At 39.3% G+C, this 22,615-nt stretch carries 23 protein-coding genes and 1 pseudogene; 5 read left to right on the top strand and 19 right to left on the bottom strand.

All coding sequences use genetic code 11. The features are described 5' to 3' along the window. Positions 1-89, bottom strand: a pseudogene (locus VIH09_RS00120) (orotate phosphoribosyltransferase); the annotation flags it as partial. A gap of 7 nt (positions 90-96) precedes the next feature. Here VIH09_RS00120 and VIH09_RS00115 point away from each other — a divergent pair. Further along, the gene (locus VIH09_RS00115) at positions 97-711 is read left to right on the top strand and encodes an NUDIX hydrolase (protein ID WP_331576655.1); all 615 of its coding nucleotides are present in this window, start codon (positions 97-99) and stop codon (positions 709-711) included. A gap of 148 nt (positions 712-859) precedes the next feature. On the opposite strand, the gene VIH09_RS00110 is transcribed toward VIH09_RS00115, so the two are convergent. Then, positions 860-2,584, bottom strand: coding sequence for a M14 family zinc carboxypeptidase (locus VIH09_RS00110; RefSeq protein ID WP_331576654.1), 1,725 nt, complete (start codon positions 2,582-2,584; stop codon positions 860-862). A gap of 149 nt (positions 2,585-2,733) precedes the next feature. Between VIH09_RS00110 and VIH09_RS00105 the strand changes: the two genes are divergently transcribed. Next, positions 2,734-4,080, top strand: a complete 1,347-nt coding sequence (locus VIH09_RS00105; protein ID WP_331576653.1) for a DEAD/DEAH box helicase — start codon at positions 2,734-2,736, stop codon at positions 4,078-4,080. A 183-nt stretch (positions 4,081-4,263) separates the two neighbouring features. On the opposite strand, the gene VIH09_RS00100 is transcribed toward VIH09_RS00105, so the two are convergent. The 4 genes from VIH09_RS00100 to VIH09_RS00085 all read right to left on the bottom strand — a co-directional run bounded on the left by VIH09_RS00100 (position 4,264) and on the right by VIH09_RS00085 (position 7,065). After that, entirely contained in the window at positions 4,264-4,842 is a 579-nt protein-coding gene (locus tag VIH09_RS00100; RefSeq protein ID WP_331576652.1) for a PhnA domain-containing protein, read from the bottom strand. 130 nt (positions 4,843-4,972) lie between these two features. Then, entirely contained in the window at positions 4,973-5,431 is a 459-nt protein-coding gene (coaD, locus tag VIH09_RS00095) for a pantetheine-phosphate adenylyltransferase (RefSeq protein WP_331576651.1), read from the bottom strand. A 2-nt stretch (positions 5,432-5,433) separates the two neighbouring features. Continuing rightward, a complete protein-coding gene (locus VIH09_RS00090; protein WP_331576650.1) occupies positions 5,434-6,012 on the bottom strand; it encodes a TMEM175 family protein in 579 nt (192 codons plus the stop codon). A gap of 63 nt (positions 6,013-6,075) precedes the next feature. After that, on the bottom strand, positions 6,076-7,065 hold the full coding sequence (locus VIH09_RS00085) for a D-alanine--D-alanine ligase (protein WP_331576648.1): 990 nt from the start codon (positions 7,063-7,065) through the stop codon (positions 6,076-6,078). Between the two features lie 232 nt (positions 7,066-7,297). Here VIH09_RS00085 and VIH09_RS00080 point away from each other — a divergent pair, with 232 nt between their 5' ends. Further along, positions 7,298-7,915, top strand: a complete 618-nt coding sequence (locus tag VIH09_RS00080) for a PASTA domain-containing protein (protein ID WP_331576647.1) — start codon at positions 7,298-7,300, stop codon at positions 7,913-7,915. Beyond that, a complete protein-coding gene (locus tag VIH09_RS00075) occupies positions 7,905-8,951 on the top strand; it encodes an RluA family pseudouridine synthase (RefSeq protein ID WP_331576646.1) in 1,047 nt (348 codons plus the stop codon). Before VIH09_RS00080 ends, VIH09_RS00075 begins: the two co-directional genes overlap by 11 nt. A gap of 126 nt (positions 8,952-9,077) precedes the next feature. Here VIH09_RS00075 and VIH09_RS00070 read toward each other — a convergent pair whose 3' ends face one another. From VIH09_RS00070 to VIH09_RS00030, 9 genes are all read right to left on the bottom strand, one after another. Next, positions 9,078-9,956, bottom strand: a complete 879-nt coding sequence (locus VIH09_RS00070; RefSeq protein ID WP_331576645.1) for a CPBP family intramembrane glutamic endopeptidase — start codon at positions 9,954-9,956, stop codon at positions 9,078-9,080. Beyond that, positions 9,957-10,217 carry a hypothetical protein gene (locus VIH09_RS00065; RefSeq protein WP_331576644.1) on the bottom strand — a complete coding sequence of 87 codons (261 nt, stop codon included), beginning with the start codon at positions 10,215-10,217 and terminating at the stop codon, positions 9,957-9,959. It lies immediately after the preceding gene. Between the two features lie 279 nt (positions 10,218-10,496). Beyond that, positions 10,497-10,952 (bottom strand): DinB family protein, encoded by a 456-nt coding sequence (locus VIH09_RS00060; protein WP_331576643.1) that lies wholly within the window; start codon positions 10,950-10,952, stop codon positions 10,497-10,499. 69 nt (positions 10,953-11,021) lie between these two features. Further along, the gene (locus VIH09_RS00055; RefSeq protein ID WP_331576642.1) at positions 11,022-11,636 is read right to left on the bottom strand and encodes an alpha-ketoglutarate-dependent dioxygenase AlkB family protein; all 615 of its coding nucleotides are present in this window, start codon (positions 11,634-11,636) and stop codon (positions 11,022-11,024) included. Continuing rightward, a complete protein-coding gene (locus tag VIH09_RS00050) occupies positions 11,600-11,860 on the bottom strand; it encodes an Ada metal-binding domain-containing protein (RefSeq protein WP_331576656.1) in 261 nt (86 codons plus the stop codon). Before VIH09_RS00050 ends, VIH09_RS00055 begins: the two co-directional genes overlap by 37 nt. A gap of 77 nt (positions 11,861-11,937) precedes the next feature. Further along, positions 11,938-12,825: a hypothetical protein gene (locus VIH09_RS00045; protein WP_331576641.1), complete on the bottom strand. Its 888-nt coding sequence runs from the start codon at positions 12,823-12,825 to the stop codon at positions 11,938-11,940. A 267-nt stretch (positions 12,826-13,092) separates the two neighbouring features. Next, a complete protein-coding gene (locus VIH09_RS00040) occupies positions 13,093-14,400 on the bottom strand; it encodes a TIGR00341 family protein (protein ID WP_331576640.1) in 1,308 nt (435 codons plus the stop codon). Then, the gene (nhaA, locus tag VIH09_RS00035; protein WP_331576639.1) at positions 14,381-15,571 is read right to left on the bottom strand and encodes a Na+/H+ antiporter NhaA; all 1,191 of its coding nucleotides are present in this window, start codon (positions 15,569-15,571) and stop codon (positions 14,381-14,383) included. Before nhaA ends, VIH09_RS00040 begins: the two co-directional genes overlap by 20 nt. Before the next feature lie 287 nt (positions 15,572-15,858). Further along, positions 15,859-16,857 carry an LLM class flavin-dependent oxidoreductase gene (locus tag VIH09_RS00030; RefSeq protein WP_331576638.1) on the bottom strand — a complete coding sequence of 333 codons (999 nt, stop codon included), beginning with the start codon at positions 16,855-16,857 and terminating at the stop codon, positions 15,859-15,861. 429 nt (positions 16,858-17,286) lie between these two features. Between VIH09_RS00030 and yaaA the strand changes: the two genes are divergently transcribed. After that, a complete protein-coding gene (gene yaaA / locus VIH09_RS00025; protein ID WP_331576637.1) occupies positions 17,287-18,045 on the top strand; it encodes a peroxide stress protein YaaA in 759 nt (252 codons plus the stop codon). A gap of 63 nt (positions 18,046-18,108) precedes the next feature. Here yaaA and VIH09_RS00020 read toward each other — a convergent pair whose 3' ends face one another. The 4 genes from VIH09_RS00020 to VIH09_RS00005 form a co-directional block, all read right to left on the bottom strand. Continuing rightward, positions 18,109-19,689: an MDR family MFS transporter gene (locus tag VIH09_RS00020; RefSeq protein WP_331576636.1), complete on the bottom strand. Its 1,581-nt coding sequence runs from the start codon at positions 19,687-19,689 to the stop codon at positions 18,109-18,111. 1 nt (position 19,690) lies between these two features. Continuing rightward, the gene (locus VIH09_RS00015) at positions 19,691-20,770 is read right to left on the bottom strand and encodes an HlyD family secretion protein (RefSeq protein ID WP_331576635.1); all 1,080 of its coding nucleotides are present in this window, start codon (positions 20,768-20,770) and stop codon (positions 19,691-19,693) included. A gap of 11 nt (positions 20,771-20,781) precedes the next feature. After that, on the bottom strand, positions 20,782-22,107 hold the full coding sequence (locus tag VIH09_RS00010) for a TolC family protein (RefSeq protein ID WP_331576634.1): 1,326 nt from the start codon (positions 22,105-22,107) through the stop codon (positions 20,782-20,784). Then, positions 22,097-22,615: TetR/AcrR family transcriptional regulator (locus VIH09_RS00005; RefSeq protein ID WP_331576633.1), on the bottom strand; the 519-nt coding region annotated here is incomplete at its 5' end. The genes VIH09_RS00005 and VIH09_RS00010, both read right to left, overlap by 11 nt.

The raw sequence follows: 22,615 nt of genomic DNA, 5'->3' as shown, positions 1-22,615 counted from the left end.
GTAAAAGGATTTCCTGGATTCAATTTAATTGCATTTATTTGCAAAAGCAATTCGGCTGTTTTTTCGGCTGTATCTTTATTAAAAATCATAATACAAATGTATAAAGTTTTTGTTAACGACAAACCACTTTTTTTGACAAATAAAATATCAAAAGAGACAGATTTTCAATTATTTCTTCTGGAAAGTATTGATATAAAGCAACTTATAGTCAAAATATTTCAAAATAAAATTCAAAAGGCCTATTTGTATCACCCTGATGAAAAGGAGATTATGAAGACGTTGAAAACCAAAATTCCGGTCAATAAGGCAGGAGGGGGCTTGGTGTACAATAAAAAAGGGGAGGTTTTATTCATTTTTAGAAATGGAAAATGGGATTTGCCTAAGGGCGGAACCGAAAAAGGGGAGGATATAGAAGGTACCGCAATGCGCGAAGTAGAGGAAGAAACTGGTGTAAACCAATTGCGGATCACTAACAAACTGCAAAAGACCTACCATGTTTTTAAACGCAATGGTGTTTTCAAACTGAAAATAACACATTGGTTCGAAATGCACTCTGATTTCGAAGGAATACCGGAAGGTCAATTGGAGGAGGGAATCGAAAAAGTGGCTTGGTTTAGTCCTGACCAGATACCGGAGGCCTTAAATAATTCTTATGAGAACATTAAATTACTGTTTGAGGAAGAAAAAAGTATTCATCCCGATAAAAAGTAATCTTGAAGTGTAGACATTAACAAAAAAATGGCTAATAACCGTAACGGATATTAGCCCTTTTTTTGTTAATGTTCAGTAATCAGGCCAGAGATTATCGCTTATTTAAGCAAAACTGTGCTGGATTATGATTCAATAGAACATTAATTATTTACCTCATTAATCGGTAAATAGGATATTGCAAATGTGCCTTTTCATAATAAAGCGAATTTTTGTAAATCCAGTCCAGTTGGGCTTCGGGATTCTTGGCGAAAACCGAATCGGCTGTTTTTTTCTGTTCCAAGGCAGTTTTAAGTTTTGGGTCGTCTTTTAACAATTGAGCAGCCGTGTCCTCAAAAACGTATTCAGAATAGCCTTCTTTTTGCTGAAGCATGGTGTCGAAATAATTCCAATTGAAAAACGAATCCACGCCTTGCGGCTCGAGGGTTTCCAGTAAATATTTCACGCCTTTTTGAGTTGTGGGAAACACATAATCCCCTTCTGCGAAAGCCACTGTCTGCTTGTTTACACTTACTTTTGTGTCCTTGTGTATATAATGCCCCTCGTATGCTGAACTGGCTGTTTTGTAATCCTGTATCTTGTAGCTTTCCACTTCTATCAGCGTATCTTTTTTGAGCCGCGAGTAGACTATGTCGTTGCTCTTTAGCAAATCGATAACGTCCCAAAATGCCTTTGGAACGATGTACGCGTCTGGGATTATGATTTCCTTTACTGATTTGTACTGTTTCAGGTAGGGAATTTCTTTTTTGAAGGGTTTTTCCCTGTCATAATACAACCTGTTACCTGTTGTCGCTTCACTTTTTTTATGCCCCGCCTCAAATCCCAGAAACGAAAAAGGAGTCACTTTTGTGGTGTCTATTTCCCATTTTATGGTGTAGGGTTTTCCGGGTGTGTATTGCGATTCGTTTTGTAATCGAAGGTCTTTTATTTTTCGAAAATGCGCGTCCGTGTAATACATTGTTGCTAGCATATATTCATAAGTGGCTTTCACACGATCGGCATATTTTTTTAGCATATGCGTTTCCACGACAAAGCCAATGGTGTTAAATAGCGAAGTGTAGCCCGTTGAATATCTCGGGCTGTCAAAAAACTGCGCAAAACCGTTGTCAGGAGTTTCGCTAAAAGCGTTCACATAGGGCGTGCTTTCAAGACCTTTTTGTTTTAAAGAGCTAACGATTGCAGGCATCATTTCGGCATCCAAATAATTTCCCAATGCAGTTCCCAGTTGGTTTTGCTGGGTCATGATATAGGTTATTTTATACTGGTAATCGGCGCCATTACTAACATGATTATCAATAAAAACATCCGGGTTCAGCAGATGAAAAATTTCATAGAAACTTTTGGTGTTTCTGGTGTCCGACTTGATGAAATCACGATTCAGATCATAATTCCTTGCGTTCCCCCTGAAGCCGTAGCTTTCAGGACCGTCCTGGTTGGCCCTAGTTGTCGAATTTCGATTTAAGGCACCACCGATGTTATATACTGGAATCGTCGCTATAATGGTGTTTTTTGGCACTTTAATTTTGGCTAAGACCAAATCGTGAAATAGCTGCATGGTGGCATCTATTCCGTCCGGCTCGCCAGGGTGGATGCCGTTATTGATTAATAAAATGGCTTTGTTTTTATGTTTTACGTCAAAATTTTTGTCTGGATCGAACAATACCAGATGGAGTCGTTGTCCGCTATCCGTCAAACCCATTTCCTGTATTTTTATCGAAGGGAAATCTTTGGACAAAAGCGAATAGTAGGCGATGGTTTCCTTATATGTTGCTGATTGGTTGCCGTTTCCTTTTTCGAAAAAAGTTTTGTATTTGGTGTCTTTTTGCGCAGAAACGGCCATTGAAAACAGCAGCAGGGCAAAAGTAAATAATCTCATATCTAATTTATTTATTGGCTAAGCCAAATGTAATATTTTTTTTATGGCAATTTCAAATGGATTCTGATAGACGATACCTCTAAAAGTGAAAACTGAGGTCGAATACTAAAAACTGACCAATTAGTATTTTTTTTGAGTACTTTTGCAAAATGAATAAGAAACACCATTCCAATAATATACTTTTGAATTTAGGCATCGAAAGCCTGAACGAAATGCAGGAAGTTGCACAGGACGCCATCCTAAACGATAACAATGTTCTACTGCTTTCCCCTACGGGCTCGGGTAAAACATTGGCCTTCTTGTTGCCTATTTTAGAAATGTTGCAGCCTGAAATTCAATCGGTTCAATGCTTGATTCTCGTTCCTTCGAGAGAATTGGGATTGCAAATTGACCAGGTTTGGAAAAAAATGGGAACCGATTACAAAGTAAACGTTTGCTACGGCGGGCACTCGATTGATACCGAAATAAAGAATTTAAGCAATCCGCCAGCCGTTTTAATAGGTACTCCAGGGCGTATCGCAGATCATATAGACAGAGGGACTTTCAGGACCGATAAAATCCAAACATTGATTTTGGATGAATTTGACAAATCACTGCAATTGGGATTCCATGAGCAGATGTCATTCATCATTGGGAAATTGACGAAACTGAACAAAAGAGTGTTGGTTTCGGCCACCTCCGATATTGAGATTCCAAAATACACCAGAGTGGTGAATCCAACCATTTTGGACTTTATTCCCGAGAACGTGGAGGAAACAAACCTTTCGATGAGAATGGTTGTTTCTAAAGAGAAGGATAAAATAGGAAGCCTGTTCAATCTGATTTGTTCATTAAAATCGGAGTCGGCTATCGTATTTTGTAATCATCGGGATGCGGCAGAACGCATCAGTGATACCTTGAACGATAAAGGGATTTACTCGACCTACTATCATGGCGGCATGGATCAGGATGAGCGCGAGCGTGCTTTAATCCAGTTTCGTAACGGAAGTGTAAGTTATCTAATCACTACCGATTTGGCAGCACGTGGACTGGATATCCCGGAAATGAACCATGTTGTGCATTATCACCTGCCGTCCAAAGAGGATGAGTTTACGCATAGAAACGGTAGAACAGCTCGTATGTTAGCCTCAGGAACGGCTTATATCGTTGCTCATGAAAGCGAGAAAAAAGCGGATTATATCGATTACGGCATGGAAGTATTCGCGACAGATAGTTCCGTTACCTTACCAAAACCTCCGCAGTTTCAGACGATTTATATCAGCGGTGGAAAGAAAAACAAATTGAACAAAATAGATATCGTAGGTTTCTTTTCCCAAAAAGGAAAATTGGAAAAAGGCGATTTGGGATTGATCGAAGTGAAGGACTTTATCTCTTTTGCTGCCGTGAAGTTCAATAAAGTGAAAGACTTGTTGCATAACATCAAGGACGAAAAAATGAAAGGCAAGAAGTTTAAAATTGAAGTTGCCCGCAAAGTGATCAAGAAAGAGGAAGAGTAGTTATCAGTGTTAAGTGATCAGAAAAAAAAGTGATCAGTGACTAGCTCAAAATATAAAATCGTTAACAGTAAAGTAGATTTACCGTTAACGATTTTTTTTTATTTTTTAATGACAATCCAGTCTGAACACTAAAATTCGGAAAACTGAATACTCTTTTCAAACTGATCACTACTGTACTGAATATTATAATTTCTTCACGTACTGCGTGATGATTACGATGGTCTGTCCGTCCACTTTTCCTTCAATATATTCGGCATTTTCATGGTCCAGTCTTATGTTACGTACGGATGTCCCTTGTTTAGCCACCATGCTTGATCCTTTTACTTTCAGGTCTTTAATCAACACTACAGAATCTCCCACCTCCAGGATTACACCATTCACATCTCTGTGTATGACTTTGTTCTCATCTTCTTCGCCTTCTCCCGTTGCTTGAGCCCAGGCTAGTGTGTCTTCGTCAAAATACATTTGATCAATCAATTCTTGTGGCCAACCCGCAGAACGAAGGCGACTCAACATTCTCCATGCTACTACTTGTACGGCGGTATGCTCGCTCCACATGCTGTCGTTTAGACATCTCCAATGGTTTAGATCTTCATTGCCTGGATTCTCGATTTGGTCAATACAAGTGCTGCATGCCATTATCGCTTCGTCAATTCCACCCTTTTTTGTAGGCAAAACTTCGTATACTTTCAGGTTTTCTGTTGCGGCGCACAATTCACATTTCGATCCACTGCGTTTGTTTAATTCTCTTTCTAGACTCATTTTAAATTTATTTTGATTTTGCGAATTTACGGCTATTAGCCGCTCTCCGCAAGTTTAATTATAAGTGTTCAGTATTCGGTTTGCAGTAATTATTCTATTCTTTAGACGACCGAACAAAACTGGTATCTGCTTACTTCTTGATTCTTACTGCTTTGGGAACCAGCATTTGGTATTCCCCGCCGTTGCGGATGACGTCCCTCACGATGCTGGAACTGATGTATGATGTTCTTGCGGCGGTTAACAGGAATACGGTTTCGATTTTGGATAAATGTCTGTTGGTGTGTGCGATCGCTTTTTCGAACTCAAAATCGGCTGGATTACGTAATCCACGCAGGATGAAGTCCGCTTTTATTTTATGGCACAAATCAATCGTCAGGCCTTCATAAGTAATCACTGAGACTTTGGGTTCGTCTTTGAAGGTTTCTTCGACGAATCGCTTTCTTTCTTCGAGGGAAAACATATATTTTTTTTCGGCGTTGACTCCTATGGCAATCACAATTTCGTCGAAAAGGGAAACCCCTCTTTTGATGATATCCTCATGGCCTAAGGTTATGGGATCAAAAGATCCTGGAAATATGGCTTTTCTCATTGTTAGTTTTTATTTATTTCATTCTCAATTCTCCTATCAGGTACAATCCATAATAAAGCAACAGCTAAATATAGGATTCCTGAAATCCAAGTGGAAACAAATGCCATTGGAATACCCAGAGAATAGCAAATTAACGATATTTTTCCTTTCTTATCGCCTTTCACGGCATGTTTCAAAAGCGATTCCTGTCCATGCAAATGAATTAATTTGTTTTGCAAAAGAGTATAAGCAATCGCAGACATCAATAATATAAACCCATAAATACTCATCGGGACAGATGCAAAGCGTTCTTCCCCAATCCAGCTTGTGGCGAAAGGAATTAAGGAAAGCCAAAATAACAGGTGCGTGTTTAACCACAATACCGTTCCGTTGATGGTTTTAACGGTTTGAAACATATGGTGATGGTTATTCCAATAAATCCCAAGATAGGCAAAACTTAGTATGTAGCTTAAGAACACAGGAAGCAATGGCATCAACGCATTGAAACTATTCTCATGAGGTGCTTTTATTTCGATTATCATTATGGTAATAATAATTGCCATAACACCATCACTAAATGCCTCAACTCGACTTTTATTCATTTTGCTTTTGGTTTAAAAGATTATGGCATTCCATTTTTTGCCGCAACCGGAACGAACACAGTATTAAGCCATAGATTTTACCAGTCCCAAAGCCAATTCGATGGAATTACTGAACAATTCTTCGAGCGAAATTCCTGCCGCTATGGCTTGTTGCGGAATCAAACTCTCCGGTGTCAATCCGGGAATGGTGTTCATTTCCAGCATATAAGGTTCGTCGTTTACGATGATGAATTCCGTCCTCGAAAAGCCCTTCATTTTCAGCAATTCGTAGGCGCGTTTTGCGATGTCGCCCACTTTTTGAGCCATCTCTTCGGAGATTCTGGCTGGGGTGATTTCTTGCGACTTGCCCAGGTATTTGGCTTCGTAATCGAAAAAATCATTGTCTGAGACGATCTCGGTAATTGGCAAAACGGTTATTGTTCCTTTGTAATTGATTACACCCACGGTCACCTCGGTCCCGTCAAGGAAACTTTCGATGATGATTTCGTTATCTTCCTTGTAAGCCACTTCAATGGCTATGGGCAATTCGGCGACAGTTTTTACTTTAGAAATCCCAAAACTTGATCCCGCTTTATTGGGCTTCACAAAACAAGGCAATCCCACTTTTTTTACGATTTCGTCCGGATAGATTTCATCGCCTTTGTTTAAGTAGTAGGAAACGGCGCTCTTGATGCCGTACGGTTTTAGCACCGAAAGGAAATCCCTTTTGTTGAAGGTCAATGCTGCCTGGTAATAATCGCAGGAAGTTTGCGGAATTTCCAGCAACTCAAAGTAAGCTTGCATGAGTCCGTCCTCGCCCGGAGTTCCGTGAATGGCGTTGAAAACACAGTCGAAATTGATTTTATTTCCGTTTACTGTTGTCGAAAAGTCATTTTTATCGATGGGAAATTCGGTTTCGGCATCGTCTACGTAAACCCATTTTTCCTTAAATATATGGATGCGAAAGCCGTTGTATTTTGTTTTATCAAGAAACTGATAAACGACGTTTCCGCTGATGAGTGAGATTTTATATTCGCTGGAATAGCCTCCCATTATAATAGCAATGTTCTTCATTTTTAAGTTTTTAGGTCTGGGGTTTGGATTAGTGCCGCTGCCGATTTTGTGAAAACGATTTGTTTTTTAGCCCCGATAGCAGCGGCATCCCACGCTTTTTTGCGTGGATACAGCGGATAGCGGGAATTGGCTCCCACAATTCGTCAGAAAAGCACCAAATACCATTAAACAAAATTATCATTTTTTTTGAAACGAAATAGCTATATCTTTGTCGAATTATAAAATTAAATTTATGAGTTTACCTAAGTATCTTATCAGCCGTGTGTTTCTTATACAAGTGTTTCTAGCCGTTTTGATTATTGCAGTTTTGGGATACCTCTTTATGCATTGGTTGACATTTACCACCGATCACGGAAATGAGATCACAGTCCCTAATTTGAGCAAATTGACCGAGGAGCAAGTAGAGGAAAAACTAGACGATTTAGATCTTAGTTATGTCCTACTGGACAGTGTGGAACACAAAAGCGATTATCCTAAATATAGCGTAGTGCAGCAAGATCCTTTGCCGGGCGAGAAGGTAAAAGTGGGAAGAAAAGTTTACATAAAAATAAACAGTTCCGGATTTTCATCGGTTAAAATACCCGAATTGGTGGGTAAAACCTATCGCGAAGCCGCACCTACTTTGAGGGCTTTAGGACTTGAAGAAGGGACGATTACCTATGTGCCGAATCTAGGGAAAGACATGGTGCTGGAAATGCGTTATAAGGGCAGAAATATGAAAGCGGGAGATAAAGTCTTGAAGGCATCCAAAATTGACTTGGTACTTGGAGATGGGAAGATGAGTTATGAAGAAGAAATAAGAACGGATAGCATAGCTACTCCAACAGAAGAAATGCCAAATGAACAATAATGTAGAGTCGTTAGACTTGGAAGAAGAATTGTACGAACATTTTAAATTTGAAGTTCCCAAAGGGCAAGCTTCCTTGCGAATCGACAAATATTTGATGGGTCTGATTCAAAATGCGACCCGTAACAAAATACAGACAGCAGCCACCGAGGGGAATATTTTTGTCAACGATTTGACCGTGAAGTCCAATTATAAGGTGAAACCTTTGGACATCGTTCGTGTGATGTTGACGCATCCGCCGTATGAAAATCATATTATACCGGAGAATATTCCGTTGGACATTGTTTACGAAGACGATACTTTGTTGTTGATCAATAAACAACCCGGAATGGTGGTGCATCCCGGTCACGGGAATTACACGGGGACTTTAGTGCATGCCTTGGCGTATCATTTTGATAATTTGCCAATGAATAGCAGCGAGCGTCCCGGACTGGTGCACAGAATTGATAAGGACACTTCGGGATTACTGGTTATTGCCAAAACTGAAGCGGCGATGACGCATCTAGCCAAACAATTTGAAGCAAAAACCTCCGAAAGGGAATATGTTGCTTTGGTTTGGGGAAATGTAACCGAAGAAAAAGGGACGATAGAAGGCAACTTGGCGCGTCACTTGAAAGACCGCATGCAAATGGCTGTTTTTGCCGATCCTGAGATTGGAAAGCCTGCTGTGACACATTATAAGGTGCTGGAACGTTTCGGCTACGTGACTTTGATTTCGTGCCAGCTTGAAACGGGAAGAACACACCAAATTAGAGCACATTTGAAACATTTAGGGCATCCTTTATTCAATGACGAGCGTTATGGCGGCCATTTGATCCTGAAAGGGACTACGTTTACCAAATACAAGCAGTTTATAGACAACTGTTTCAAGATATTACCAAGACAGGCATTGCACGCCAAGACTTTGGGCTTTGTGCATCCTACGACGGGCGAGATGATGCGTTTTGACACTGAATTGCCTCAAGATTTTCAAGATTGCATCGAGAAATGGAGAGGATACTCTAAATCGCATTTGACCGAAGAGGAGGAGGAGGCATAGTTTTTAGGGCTTCAAAGTTTCAGAGTGTTAAAGTTTTGGTATTTAATATTCTATCACGAAATGATTATATGAAAAATCCCTTTTGATTAATTCAAAAGGGATTTTTGGTTTTAATAAGGCTTTTCATCATAAGATATCAGCAAGGCTGAGTGTGACTCTTTTGTGGTTGTAGTGATCATATATCAGGTAAATAGCGACGACTTGAAACACAATTGATAGCACAGAACCCTCAAAACCAAAACCGCCCCCATTCCAGATTGTGGGATTGCTGTAGTTGATGTTTATTAAGGAGTAATGGTCGTTGCCACTGACATTAAAACCAAGTATAGTTCCTTGAAAAAAATTCCAACTAAAATGCAAAGCGATGGCGAACCATAATCTTTTTGTAAATATGTAGCAGATGCCCAAAAGGACTCCTGCAATGAAAAGATCAAAGAGATTTAAGATTGATATAAAATCATTGGATATATGCAATAGGCTAAAGAGCACTGAGGAAATAGCCAAAGCCACATACTTATTATACGACTTCATGAGATTACTTAACATATATCCTCGACATAGTGTTTCTTCGGAAATCGCAACGCAAATGAAAAGTCCGGCATTTAACAAAAGTTCAGTAAAACTAAAGTCAAAAGACTGAATGCTTATTTCATTAGTAAAAAGCAAAGTTAAAAACCCCATTAACATAATTAGGAACCCGAGCAATAAACCTAGGATTAGGTCTTTTTTGACGGATAGGTTTTGAAGACCTAGGTGGATAAAAGATTTCAGGTCAAATTGTTTTTTTTGCAAAAGTAATATCGTTACAGTAGTCCCTATTACTGTAGCTAATGCCGAGAAAAAGGATTGTAATGAGGTTGGTGGAAAATTCTTATTATGCAGATAATCATAACCTGAGAAATAGGCTGCCAATATCTGAAATAGCCCTACAATAAAAATATAAGGCAGAATTACTATTATGGCATCATATAAACCCCGATGCTTGTCATTAGAAGGAATTTTCATTTATTTGACTTGTTTCAGGTCCACCTTTTTGTGGTCTACAAACAAACGGCAGCTTACTTTGAATAGCCCTGAAATGTTAGTTTTAACATGGAGTTTAGCTCCGTTCTTGTCCGTCAAAACTCCAGATAGTTTACTTGGAGTAAAAAAGTTTAACTGCTCGTCCTGTAGTATGTTGTTTATAAATAGTTTTTCGCCGTTGAGCCAGTCGTTGGTGATCGTTATTAGGTTGTCTTCGTAGTTGGCAATCCATTCGCTTTTCATGTTAGTTTTTTTTTGGTTAATAGTGAAAAAGGCAGCAACAAAGATGAAACTTTTAAAGCTGTTTTCCTATGGCAAAAAGACGACATAAAAACGTGAATGGCAATACCCACTTTTGGTGATATTTTAAAAGTAAAGGAGAGTTTACAAAAATGGTTGGTAAATCTTGAGACAGCTGATTCTACAATGTTAGAAAAACGGATTGAAATTCTTTTGTTCTTCCACGGCGCGTATCTCAGGTGGACAGTGATTGTTTGGAGGTTATATTCCTATTTTTTTGAATTACTCTATTTGTCTGCGATGTCTCAAAATATGCACAATGGCGTGTTCCATCAACTGTTCGATATCATATAATTGCCCCCAAGATGTAATCATTTTTTTTGAATTGTCATATACCTCGAGTTCCTGATCGTAAATTGATCCAAAAGTGTTTTTGGTGTATTCAATAACTGCATCCAAATCGTCTTTGTATCCGGTAACACTATTGTGAAACCTCTTCTCCAGTTGTTTAACATCAATGCATTTTTGGTTCCGGATATAAATACAATAAGAGTATCCCGAACTAACCACATGGCTTAAAATCGTTTGAATGGATAGACAGTTCGTATTGGTGGTCGTTTGGTCTCGAATCGCAATTAAATCATCTGAAGTGATGTCCGCAATTGTCGCTTGCAATTCATGAATTGCCTTTTCATATTCGGCCAGTAGCGCAAGGACGGCATTTCTTTTTTGTTGCATGATGTTATTCCGTTTTTAAATTTTTGGTTGATATAATTTTCAATATTGTTACAAAGTAAAATGATACCGTTACTGCCCCACGACAATGGTCCTGAATGTGAGGTTCACTCTGGGTTTTGTAATGAGTTTGGTGGGAGGTAGGCGGTGCAGCCAATGGCTTTGGGTTTGGTCTTTCATGACCAGCAGGCTGCCGTTTTGCAGAATTCTGGAAACCGTTTCCTTGGTTTCCTTGTGCTTGAAGGCAAATTTGCGCTCGGCCCCAAAACTCATCGAGGCGATGGCTCCGTTTTTCTTGAGGTCCTTTTCGGCATCGCTGTGCCAGGCCATGCCTTCGTTGCCACTGTGGTACAAATTAAGCAGGCAGGAATTGTAGGTTTCGCCCGTTTTGGCTTCGCCCAACGCTTTAAGCTCGAGCAATTCCTTTGTCCAGGGCAAGGCCTGTTTGGTGGTGTTGGAATAGGTATAGTTGAAGTTGGTGTCGCCGTACCAAGCCACTTTTCGTTTGGTGATGATGAGTTTGCCAAAAATGATGGCTTGGTCATTTTGCCAAGCTATGTTTTCCAACAATTCATCTAAATATTCATTCGCTTTGGTTTGCGTCATCAGCGTACCATAATAGTTCACCGTTCCGTCTTTGGGAAGCAAATTTATGTTTTCTTCGGGTTCTGTGCTGAATAAATCCATTGTCGGTATTCGGTTTTCATACAATGGCCACAAGGTCGGAAATTGTTTTGAATCGCCTCGACTTCAGAGGAAAAAAACACACGATTTTCCTTTTTTAGTCGTTTGCCCGATTTGCAGTGCAGACTTCCATATATTTTAAGTCTGCTGTTGCCGCCCAGCGTAATTTCTTTCCGCTTGATTTTGGATTTGAGCTCGCTATCGGTTAACTGGTTATGAGGGAGCATCATCGTTAAATTATGGTTGTGAATTGCTTTTTCAAGCCATCAAAAAACGGAATGAAGTGACAAAGATACTTTCCATTCTACAATACTGACCTTTTTTCGGCTATTTCTTCCAGAAAATGCATCGTACTATTTTTTGGTGCTAGCGCAATGACGGGTCTTTGCGCGATTTTGGACGTAGTAGGATTCGGAAAGTCAAAAGAATAGCTGTTTCCGCTGAGGAACAGGATGCCATGGATTAGAGATACAGGAAGAAAATCCAGTTTTTCCAGGAAATAATCGCAGGTTTTGTTGCAATAATTGGTAATCAGAAAAGGGAAAGACCTCGGGACAAAATAAAGCTCCTGTACTCTTGTTGGTTCTGACGTAATTTTTTTGTTGAATTTGAAATAGTGGACTTCTTTTTTTTCGTTTTTAAGAGCAGTAAGTTCGGAGACAGACAAGGGTAAGCGCGAATCCGAACGGTAGAAATAGATGTTTTTTGCCACATCAATAATGACCCACTTTTGTAATTCCTTGCAATAGATTTCATTAAAGGAATGCCCCCCTAAAGTGTTTGGGTTATCGTTTAAAACCTTTAATCCCCATTCCTTCACTTTCAAATCGTTAATGACGCAAAAATTGTTGTAAACTTGGGAAAAATCACTGCAAACGCCGCCTTCGCCATTTAGCATTTTTATGATCGCAGTTGCTGAGGATTTTCCCAGTCCCGGTCCCCCTTTAATATTATTCCTAAGCCATTTTGCGATTTTCTTTGCTTTTTTGAGGTCGGTCAAATCTTCGTTGCCTTCAGTGAATATCCATGGGTTCAACTCGTAATAAATGGAGGGAATGTCGTTTTTTGGGTTGTCGGAATTATAGCAAAGATCTTCGGTACAAGCAAAGGATGACTTCTTGGAAACCAATCTAAATCGTATCCTATATAATAAAGAATGTCTCCTCAAATACCATTTTAAAGATTTGCACATAACTAATAGTTTTAAGGATTGCCGCTTATCAAACTTAACGAAAACTAAGAAATAATCAGAGCAAAAACCAATGTAAACGTTGAAAGTCAGATATATACGGTAAACTGCATGTGTCTGTGCAAAAAATAAGACAAACCATTTTTTAATGATGAAAAATCGCATAAAAAAAAGCCACAATGCTCAAGATGAGGATTGTGACTTTTTTAGTTTGTTTAAGTTCTTTTAGTTGCGAAATAGAAGCACTAAATTTACCAGATTCGCTTCGTTTTAGTTTTCGCTGTAAATTTCAATCTGTTTTTTTGCCAACCGCTGTTTCATCCATGCCGCCAGTTTTTCTTTCGACGATTCCTCTAACCCCGCCTTGCTCTTGTAGATCAAGACCGGCAATGTCTTAGTGCTGTCTGTGTTTTCATTAAAAGTATGATTCGAAATTGAAATGTTTTCAATCTCCGGAAACAGGATTTTCACTTCTGCCAGCAGTGCTTTGTTGTCATAAGTATTTTTGGCGATTTCATTTTTTAAGTTTAAAATGGTAACGTCTTTATCGCTCAATATATCTTTATTGAAATTGATTTCATTCAAAATATCGCTCTTGAGGTCAGTGGTGTCCTGGATGACTACTAATTTAGTGTCGTTTATGTTGTAGGTTTTTAATTTTTCATTTAATGTTTTAATTTCGTCATCGCTAAATCTTTTGGAAAGAAAACCAAGTTGCAGTTTTTTTGGCTTTGCGTTGAAGTTCGTTTTCTTGTACAAAACGGCAATCCCTTTACTTGTGAATTCATTGTCCATGAAAACATCGATTTGATGTTGGTATCTTTTCTGCTCAATTAATTGGTATGCAAAATATATACTCGGAAGGATTAATACCGTTATTAAAGTTGTGATAATATACCGCACCTGTTTTTGATGTTTATCGTCCAATTGCTTTTTGACGGGGTACTTTAAATATTTGACAATGAAAAAGGTGGAGATGCAGATGAAAACGCAATTTATCGAGTACAAATACATCGCGCCGAAAAAGAATTTTAAGCTACCAAGCGCTAAACCATATCCTGCCGTACAAAGAGGAGGCATAAGAGCTGTTGCAATTGCGACGCCCGGTATGGGATTTCCTTTTTCAACTCGAGTCATCGCAATTGCGCCCACCAAACCACCAAAAAAGGCAATGAGGATGTCATAAATATTTGGTGAAGTTCTTGATAATAATTCTGGCTGAGCCTCTTTAAAAGGACTTACATAAAAGTATAGAGTAGAAACGAATAAGCCAACAACTGTGGCTATGAGAAGGCTTTTTAGTGACTTTTTAAGCAAAGTAAAATCATAGATTCCCAATCCGAAACCTGCGCCTATGATGGGCCCCATCAATGGAGATATAAGCATCGCGCCTATGATTACCGCCGTCGAATTCACGTTCAATCCCACCGAGGCCACCACAATCGCACAGGCCAAGATCCACAGATTGGAACCCCTGAATGAAATGTTGGATTTCACGTTGTCCAACACTAGATTCTTGTCTTCCTCGCCTTTGCTAAGATTAATATAATCGAAAAACCTATTCATTGTTGTTTTCATTCGTAACTTCTTTTAAGGTGTTTTTTAAAAAAACGAATCCCACTAAACCTGCGATTAATGAAGAAAGTAAAATAATGAATTTTGCGTTGCTAATTATAGTTTGATCGTCAAAGGCAAGTAAAGTTATGAATATTGACATGGTAAAACCAATCCCACCCAAAAATCCCACTCCAATCACCGTTTTCCAGGTTAAGTCGTTGGGAAGTTTGCAGAACCCGGCATAAACGGCCAAAAAGCTAAAGAGGTAAATCCCCAAAGGTTTTCCAACAATTAGTCCCAGGGCGATTCCCAGACTGTAATGCTGCGAAATGGTTTCTCCGATATTGGAACTGATAACAATTGCCGTATTGGCCAAGGCAAATAAAGGAAGTATAAAAAAACCGACGGGTTTGTGCAGAAAATGTTGCAGAATATAGGAAGTTGATTTTTTATCTCCGTTGCCAAATGGTATCACAAAAGCCAACAGCACTCCCGTAATGGTTGCATGAATGCCTGAATGTAGCATGAACCACCACATGATTACACCACCTATCAGGTAGGGAATTAGGTTTCGCACTTTCATTCTATTCAATACGAACAGCACTGACATGACCGCCAGAGCAATGAACAAGTTCATCCAGAGGATCGTTTTTGTGTAGAAGACGGCAATTACCAAAATGGCACCCAAATCGTCAATCACTGCTAATGCCGTTAAGAAAATTTTCAAAGACAACGGTACCCTGCTACCCAATAAGGATAGGATTCCCAATGCAAATGCAATGTCAGTGGCCATTGGAATTCCTGCTCCGCCATGTGCTACCGTACCGTAATTTAATAACAAATATAATCCCGCGGGAATTAACATTCCACCTAGCGCCGCAAAAATCGGAAGCATCGCGTCTTTTATATTTGACAATTCACCGTCGTAAATTTCTCTCTCTAATTCTAAACCAATCAGCAAGAAGAAAATAGTCATCAAGCCATCATTAATCCAATATTCCAAGCTTTGCCCGCCCAAGTTCATATGCCAAGTATGGATGTATTCGGCGCCAAAGATTGAATTTGCCATAAATAATGAAAATATGGTGCAACCTATCAAGACAAGTCCACTGGATTTTTCATTATTAAAAAATTCGTTAAACAAATCATTGTTATAAATCTTTTTTATCGCCTTTTTCATTTTTAATTTCATGTATTCTTTGTGTTTTAACCAATACGGGGATATTTTGCCCGTATCTATTTATAAATGCCACTAATTTTAGCTCGATTGACAAAAATAGCCAATTAGTGGGTAATCCTCTTGCAGAAACGGATAATAATATTTTAAAAATAAGCTGGCGAAATTTTTAAAAATGTTTTAGCGACACCCATTTTATGGTAATCTGACAAAACGGATTCTGAATTTAAAAGAAAATGTCTTAATTGTTAGCGATTAATAGTTCAATAATTATTTACGCACAGCTCCGGACTTGGGGCCTTTTAAGATGCACTTTGCAATTCCCTAAGGATTTTATAAGAATTTAGTCTTGCCTCGTGATCGTAGATATGGGAAACTACCATCAGTTCATCGATTTGTGTGTCGTCAACGAATTGAGTCAAAGCCTCCTTAATTTCGGAGGGATTTCCAATGAAAGAATAGGTCAAAAACTGCTTCATTACTTGTTTTGCTTCGGGACTCACTTTGAAATTTTCGTCGGCGGGTTGAAGCGGATGCCTGTCATTTGTCAGAATACCCAGAAAAATTTTTTCCATCGATGTGGCGATCAATTTGGCCTCTTCGGATGTTGTTGCCGCGGTAACATTTACGCAAGCAATCGCATAGGGTTCTTTTAGCTGTTCCGATGGTTTGAAGTTGGTTCTGTAGATATGAAGCGCTTGCTGCAATTGCTGCGGGGCGAAATGGCTGGCAAAGGCATAAGGCAATCCAAATGCGGCAGCTAATTTGGCACTATCAGTACTGGAACCCAATATCCAAATGGGAATGTCGAGGCCTTCTCCGGGTATCGCCCTGACTTCGGAATTTTTGTTGTCTTCTGACAGGTAGTTTTGCAATTCCCTCACCGTTTTTGGGAATTGGAAAGCTGCCTGATCGTCCCTTTGCAATGCCCTGGCGGTAAGTTGATCCGTTCCCGGAGCGCGACCCAATCCCAAGTCGATTCTATTGGGATACAAGGACGCGAGCGTGCCGAATTGTTCGGCGATCACCAAAGGCGCATGGTTGGGCAGCATGATTCCGCCGGAACCTACTCTTATTTTGGTGGTTCCTCCCGCAATATGACCAATCAGGATGGATGTGGCCGAACTGGCAATACTGACCATATTATGGTGTTCCGCCAGCCAAAAGCGATGATAACCCAGACTTTCAGCTTTTTGTGCCAGACTAAGACTGTTTTTGAATGATTGGGCAGGAGTTTTTCCTTCTAAGACTAAGGCTAGATCTAATATGGATAATGGAGTGGTATTAAAATCTTTTTTCATCGGAATTATATCTGTTCTGGAGTTTTAATCCTCTGTTTTTTAAATGTTCATTTGTATCGCTTAAGATACAAAATTTGAGACTCAACGGCCTATTTTTTAGCCGTTTTTATATTTCGAGTTTCATCAATAAATTTATTGGCTTGTCACTGCCCAACTACAGCAGAAAAAGTTTCGATGAATGTTTGGGAAGCAATTTTTTGTATTGATTCCAGATCAGATAGAGTAGCTCTCCTAATTTCTATTTTGTTCATGATAATTGAATATGTTTTCGAGGCGTAAAAATTAGATTCAAAAATAGCGAATAGAAAATTTGAATCCATTCATGTTTTCTATTGAATCATTAAACAAATCAATTTAAGTAAAGCTATTTATTGTTTTCAATTTGTACTTTTGGGTAATTATTGAAAAGAACCTGTAACAGGAATATTTATGAAAATTGTGATCTCTCCGGCCAAATCTTTGAACTTCGAAAAAGAATTACCTACCGCAGCATATACCGAACCTTTATTTTTAAAGGAATCAAGACAGATCCAAAAAGTATTGAAAAAGGAATCACCAAAAGATTTGTCTGAACTGATGCATATTTCGGATAAATTGGCCGATTTAAACTGGCAGCGAAATCAAGAGTGGAAAACTCCGTTTTCTCCTGAAAATGCACGTCCCGCCATTTATGCTTTCGACGGGGACGTATATACTGGTTTAGATGCCTATTCGATTCCAATAGATAAATTACAGAGACTACAAGACAGTTTACGGATTTTATCCGGTTTGTACGGACTCTTGAAACCTTTGGATCTGATTCAAGCATACCGATTGGAAATGGGGACAAAATTACCCATCGACGAAAGCAAGAATTTGTATGAATTTTGGAAAAACACAATCACCAAGAGCCTCAACAAAGAACTTAAGAAAGACGAACTTTTCATAAACTTGGCGAGCAACGAATATTTTTCGGCTATTGATGTTAAAGCATTAAAAGTTCCCATAATCACACCCGATTTTAAAGATTATAAAAACGGAAAATTGAAAAGCATCAGCTTTTTCGCCAAAAAAGCCAGGGGAATGATGGTGCGCTATATCATCGACACCGATGCCAAAACAATTGACGATTTAAAAGGCTTCAATTATGACGGCTATCAGTTTGACGCGAATCTGTCTAAAGGCAACCATCTCGTTTTCACGAGGTAGTACTTCATCAAAAATAAAAAAATGCCGATACCACTTGTGATATCGGCATTTTTTTTATTGCTATTAATGCATGGCGTCCGCCGGATTGATTTTGTTTTTTCCTTTCTTAATCAGAAATATAATCGGAATGCAGCACAGAAACATAATTCCGAGATACGTGAAAATGTCCATATACGACAATACCGTACTTTGTTTCATAACGGAATAATCGATTGCCTGATAGGCTTTCTTTAACGCTTCGTTAGCCGTAAATCCTTTGGACATAAACCCTTTTTGCAACAGCAACAATCGTTGTTGGACTTCAAATTTGCTTCCGTCCAAATGTGCCACTAAATTTACGCGGTGTTCTTGGTTGAATCTGGTGATAAAGGTAGTGATTATGGCTATTCCGAACGAACCTCCAAGCTGTCTCATCATACCTGTAAAGGCTGCGCCTTCTCCAATATGTTTTCCTGATAAAGTGGATAACGATAAGGTGGTGATGGGCACAAAAAGTAGCCCCAGTCCAATTCCCCTTAATATCAATGACCAATATAAATGTTCGACACCAGTATCTGGCGTCATGCTATCATGCATCATAAGGGTAAAGAAAAAGAATACAAGAAACCCTAAGCCTACCATATATCCTTGCGGAACGCCCCTCTGGATCAATTTACCAATAATAGGCATCATAAAGGCGGTAGTTATAGATCCCGGGATCAACAGCAATCCCGCATCAGTGGCGGTCCATCCTAAAACGGACTGGGTGTAAATTGGAATAATCAAAGTGGAACCGTACAATCCGAAACCTAAAATGAAACACATTAAGGTACCGATCCTTAGGTTACCGTCTTTCAACACACTCAAATTTACGATCGGATATTTGTAAGTTAACTCCCTCAAAATAAATAATATCAGACCAAATAATGAAACGGCGCTCAATAGCACAATCAATTTGTTGTTGAACCAATCGTCTTGTTGCCCATGTTCCAGTACAAACTGTAAAGAACCGATAAAGGCTGCCAAAAGGAAGATTCCTATCCAATCGACTTGATTTACCTTCAGTTTTTCGCCATATTTCGGGCTTCTGACAAAGCTTAATGTCAAAAGGGTGGCGATGATTCCCAGGGGGATGTTGATGTAAAAAATATAAGGCCAAGAGAAATGATCCACTAAATAGCCCCCCAATGGCGGACCCAATGTGGGGCCTACAATAACTCCCATACCATAGATGGCTTGGGCCATTCCCCGTTTGGCAATGGGATAACTTTCCGTAATGATCGTTTGTGCGGTAACCAATAAGGCACCCCCGCCAAGACCTTGAATAAACCGGAAGGCTACCAGCTCCCATATATTGGTGGCATTACCACATAAAAAAGAGGCAACGGTAAATATAATGATGGAAACGGCAAAATAATTGCGTCTCCCAAATTGCTGTGAAAGCCAACTCGTCATTGGGATTACGATAACATTGGCAATGGCATAGGCCGTAATCACCCAAGCCACATCTGTTAAAGTGGCTCCCAGGCTCCCTCTCATATTGGTCAGCGCGACATTGACAATAGTGGTATCCACAATTTCCAGCAAGGCACAAAGTACCGCCGTCAGTGTAATGATAACCCGTCTAAAACCGTATTCAACTAGATCGTCTTCTCCTTGTGCCATATTATTTTATATGTACGTCAACATCCACATTCATCCCCGGCCGCAATAATTTTATTTTCTCGGCATCATTATTGGCGTCAATACTGATTTTAACGGGCAAGCGTTGGATCGTTTTCACGAAGTTACCCGTGGCGTTATCCGGAGGCAAAATAGAGAAACGAGCCCCAGTGGCGGGTGAAAATGAAGTCACCGTTCCATTAAAGTCATAGCCAGGATAGGCATCCACTTTTATGGTTACTTTTTGTCCGGTCACCATTTTATTTAATTGCGTTTCTTTGAAATTGGCCACAACCCAGGCTTCATTGTTGTTGATGATGTAAAAAAGCGATTGTCCTGCCTGAACCAGTTGTCCCGGTTGAATGTCAATTTTAGAAACCTGCCCGTCAATGGCGGCGGTTACGGCTGTGTAGCTTAGATTTAAAATTGCCGAGTCAAGCAACGCTTTGGCTCTTTTGATATTGGCGGCCGCTACGTCCGTTTGTTTGTCTGATGCTTTTGATTTGGCCACAATAACTGATTTCTGGAAGGCCGTCGCTTTTTCCTGTTGCTCCAAAATACGCACTTGACTTTCCGCTTCTTGCTTTGCAGCCAAAGCCTGTTCGTATTGTTGCTTTGTGATCGTATGGCTTTTGTACAAGTTGTTGTATCGGTTGTAATCACTTGTGAGGCGACCCAATCTGATTTTGGCGGTTTCGATATTTCCTCCGGCAGATTTCACATTGGCATCAGACACTGAAATGCTCGCTAAAATACTGTTGATGTCCGCTTTGGAAACTTCAAAACTCCCTTCTGCACTGGCCAAATTTGCAGTCGCTTCATCTATCTTTAATTGGTAATCCTTTTTGTCAATCGTAAATAAAGTATCCCCTTTTTTTACAAAATCGTTATCCTTGATATACACTTTGCTTACATAACCTGAAACTCTTGGTATGATTGGGTTCATGTTTTTCTCTATCTGGGCATCATCTGTTCCTTCGTGAGAAAGGGAGTGAATGTATTTATAAGTTCCATAAGCAAAACCTAATAGCACCAAAGAAGCTATTATAATGATAAACTTTGTGTTTGTTTTTTTCTTTGTCATTTTGGTGTCGATTATATTTTTGAAAGATTGAAGGTTTGGTTTAATTGTCCGCATACGGAAAGCAGCTCATAGTATTTTTGGATAACATTCGCTTTCGCCAATGTCCTATTTATGTTGGAACCCAATTGTTCCACATCGGCTTCCAGCAAGTCATTGGTGTCCGATAGACCGTTATCGTACTTGTCTCTGATTATCCTGTAATTTTCAGATGCCTGTTCAACCGCTTGATTGTAAACCAAATTTTGTTTTAACGCTAAATCATAATCTTCAATGGCTTTCTGAACCTGTATTTTGATGTAATCTGTAAGCATCTCCCCGGAATTTTGTATTTCCAAAGCCTTGCTTTCGGCGATTTTTACATTTGTGCCATTTTTAAGAATGCCACTCAAGTCATAGGATACGCCAACACCAATATTCATTGCATTTTGTACGGTAATCACGTTTTTTAAATCTAATGCCGTATATCCTCCAATGATTGAAATAGTGGGGTAGTAGCCACTTTTGACTATTTGGACATTGGCAAGACTCGCTTTTTCTTGTAATTGAATAGATTGTAAGTCTTTTCGATTTTTCAAGGCCGGTCCCTCCTCGGTGGGAACATTGGTCATTTGAAAGTTGGCAAAATCACTTTCTCTAATTTCTAGCTTCGTCTTAGGATCCATTTTTAAAAGACTCGCGAGTTCGAAGTTTACGATATTCAGGTCACTTATGGCTCGGTCTAAAGATAGCTGTACTTTAGAAACTTGGAGTTGTGACTTTAACAAATCATTTCTTGGAATGATTCCGTTTTTCTCTAGTTCAAGGAAATCGTCCACGCGTTGTTGTGCACTTTTTTGGTTTTCCTTTAGGAGTTCAACCGTTTTTTGTGCCTTGTATAAACTTGCGTAATAATTGATGACTTGCATGGCGACCTCCTCTTTTGTTTGCATTGCGCTGGCGGTTTCAGCCTGATACATAATATCATACGCTTCAACGGTGTTTTGTATTTTAAAACCGGCAAATATGGGAAGACTTGCGTTGACTTGTCCAATCATTAATTGGTCAACGACTGGAAGCGGCTCTGGATTGGAACTTTTGTTCAATTTCAAATCTATTGAAGCTTTCGCTAAACGCTGGTACTGTCCCGAAACCTTCAAATCAGGGTATCTGTTGTTTTTTACGGATTGCAACTCGTATTTTTTCGTGGCCACTTTGGTGTTTGCCAAATTTACTTCATTGCTTTTTGCCCATGCCATGTGGATCGCCTCGTCGAGTGTTAGGCTCGTTTTTTCTTGCGCTTCTATGGATGAAATTCCAGTAAAGAAAATCCCAAAGAGCAATAATTGACTAACTTTCATATATCAGAAGTGCTTTTATTGTTTGTTGAATGTGTTTTGTCAGATTGGTTTTTACGTAATTGTTGTATAGTTCTTCCGTATTAAGCTGTAATAAATTTTTGAAATACGGTTTGTTCATGTGGAAATGGAAAAACGTCCCCAAGATGGTAGGAGTGATCAGGGGAACAATAATATCTTTCCTAAAAACCCCCTTGTTTTGCCCTTCTTCAATGATGGACATTAATGCTTTTAGGTTTCCGCTTCTTAGGTCATTAAGGGCCTGAAGGTCAATATCTCTTTTCTCATTGGAAAACTCAAAATGCAATATTCTATAAATCCCTTTATTACAGTTTATCCGATTGATATAAATCTCGATCAGTTTATTTACTTTCTCGATAGGCTCAAGACTTTCGGCCAATAAATTTTCTATTTGAAATTTTAAGTCCGTAGTTCTGAAAAGAATAAGGGATTCCAGTAATCGTTCTTTGGACCCGAAATAATAGGAAACCATTGCGACGTTAATTTTCGC

The sequence above is a fragment of the Flavobacterium sp. genome (genome assembly GCF_036515215.1).
In the GTDB taxonomy this organism is placed as follows: domain Bacteria; phylum Bacteroidota; class Bacteroidia; order Flavobacteriales; family Flavobacteriaceae; genus Flavobacterium.
The sequence above is the reverse complement of the archived record's forward strand: the minus strand, read 5'-3'. Positions and strand labels throughout refer to the sequence as shown.

Bases quoted from the DNA above. Each gene is read 5' to 3' on its own strand.
- nhaA (WP_331576639.1), bottom strand. From the start codon at position 15,571: ATGAAATTAAAAATGAAAAAGGCGATAAAAAAGATTTATAACAATGAT.
- VIH09_RS00045 (WP_331576641.1), bottom strand. From the start codon at position 12,825: ATGTGCAAATCTTTAAAATGGTATTTGAGGAGACATTCTTTATTATAT.
- VIH09_RS00030 (WP_331576638.1), bottom strand. From the start codon at position 16,857: ATGAAAAAAGATTTTAATACCACTCCATTATCCATATTAGATCTAGCC.
- VIH09_RS00010 (WP_331576634.1), bottom strand. From the start codon at position 22,107: ATGAAAGTTAGTCAATTATTGCTCTTTGGGATTTTCTTTACTGGAATT.
- VIH09_RS00070 (WP_331576645.1), bottom strand. From the start codon at position 9,956: ATGAAAATTCCTTCTAATGACAAGCATCGGGGTTTATATGATGCCATA.
- VIH09_RS00115 (WP_331576655.1), top strand. From the start codon at position 97: ATGTATAAAGTTTTTGTTAACGACAAACCACTTTTTTTGACAAATAAA.
- yaaA (WP_331576637.1), top strand. From the start codon at position 17,287: ATGAAAATTGTGATCTCTCCGGCCAAATCTTTGAACTTCGAAAAAGAA.
- VIH09_RS00020 (WP_331576636.1), bottom strand. From the start codon at position 19,689: ATGGCACAAGGAGAAGACGATCTAGTTGAATACGGTTTTAGACGGGTT.
- VIH09_RS00055 (WP_331576642.1), bottom strand. From the start codon at position 11,636: ATGGATTTATTCAGCACAGAACCCGAAGAAAACATAAATTTGCTTCCC.
- VIH09_RS00040 (WP_331576640.1), bottom strand. From the start codon at position 14,400: ATGAAAACAACAATGAATAGGTTTTTCGATTATATTAATCTTAGCAAA.
- VIH09_RS00065 (WP_331576644.1), bottom strand. From the start codon at position 10,217: ATGAAAAGCGAATGGATTGCCAACTACGAAGACAACCTAATAACGATC.
- VIH09_RS00090 (WP_331576650.1), bottom strand. From the start codon at position 6,012: ATGAATAAAAGTCGAGTTGAGGCATTTAGTGATGGTGTTATGGCAATT.
- VIH09_RS00015 (WP_331576635.1), bottom strand. From the start codon at position 20,770: ATGACAAAGAAAAAAACAAACACAAAGTTTATCATTATAATAGCTTCT.
- VIH09_RS00050 (WP_331576656.1), bottom strand. From the start codon at position 11,860: ATGCTCCCTCATAACCAGTTAACCGATAGCGAGCTCAAATCCAAAATC.
- VIH09_RS00100 (WP_331576652.1), bottom strand. From the start codon at position 4,842: ATGAGTCTAGAAAGAGAATTAAACAAACGCAGTGGATCGAAATGTGAA.
- coaD (WP_331576651.1), bottom strand. From the start codon at position 5,431: ATGAGAAAAGCCATATTTCCAGGATCTTTTGATCCCATAACCTTAGGC.
- VIH09_RS00085 (WP_331576648.1), bottom strand. From the start codon at position 7,065: ATGAAGAACATTGCTATTATAATGGGAGGCTATTCCAGCGAATATAAA.
- VIH09_RS00105 (WP_331576653.1), top strand. From the start codon at position 2,734: ATGAATAAGAAACACCATTCCAATAATATACTTTTGAATTTAGGCATC.
- VIH09_RS00110 (WP_331576654.1), bottom strand. From the start codon at position 2,584: ATGAGATTATTTACTTTTGCCCTGCTGCTGTTTTCAATGGCCGTTTCT.
- VIH09_RS00060 (WP_331576643.1), bottom strand. From the start codon at position 10,952: ATGCAACAAAAAAGAAATGCCGTCCTTGCGCTACTGGCCGAATATGAA.
- VIH09_RS00075 (WP_331576646.1), top strand. From the start codon at position 7,905: ATGAACAATAATGTAGAGTCGTTAGACTTGGAAGAAGAATTGTACGAA.
- VIH09_RS00080 (WP_331576647.1), top strand. From the start codon at position 7,298: ATGAGTTTACCTAAGTATCTTATCAGCCGTGTGTTTCTTATACAAGTG.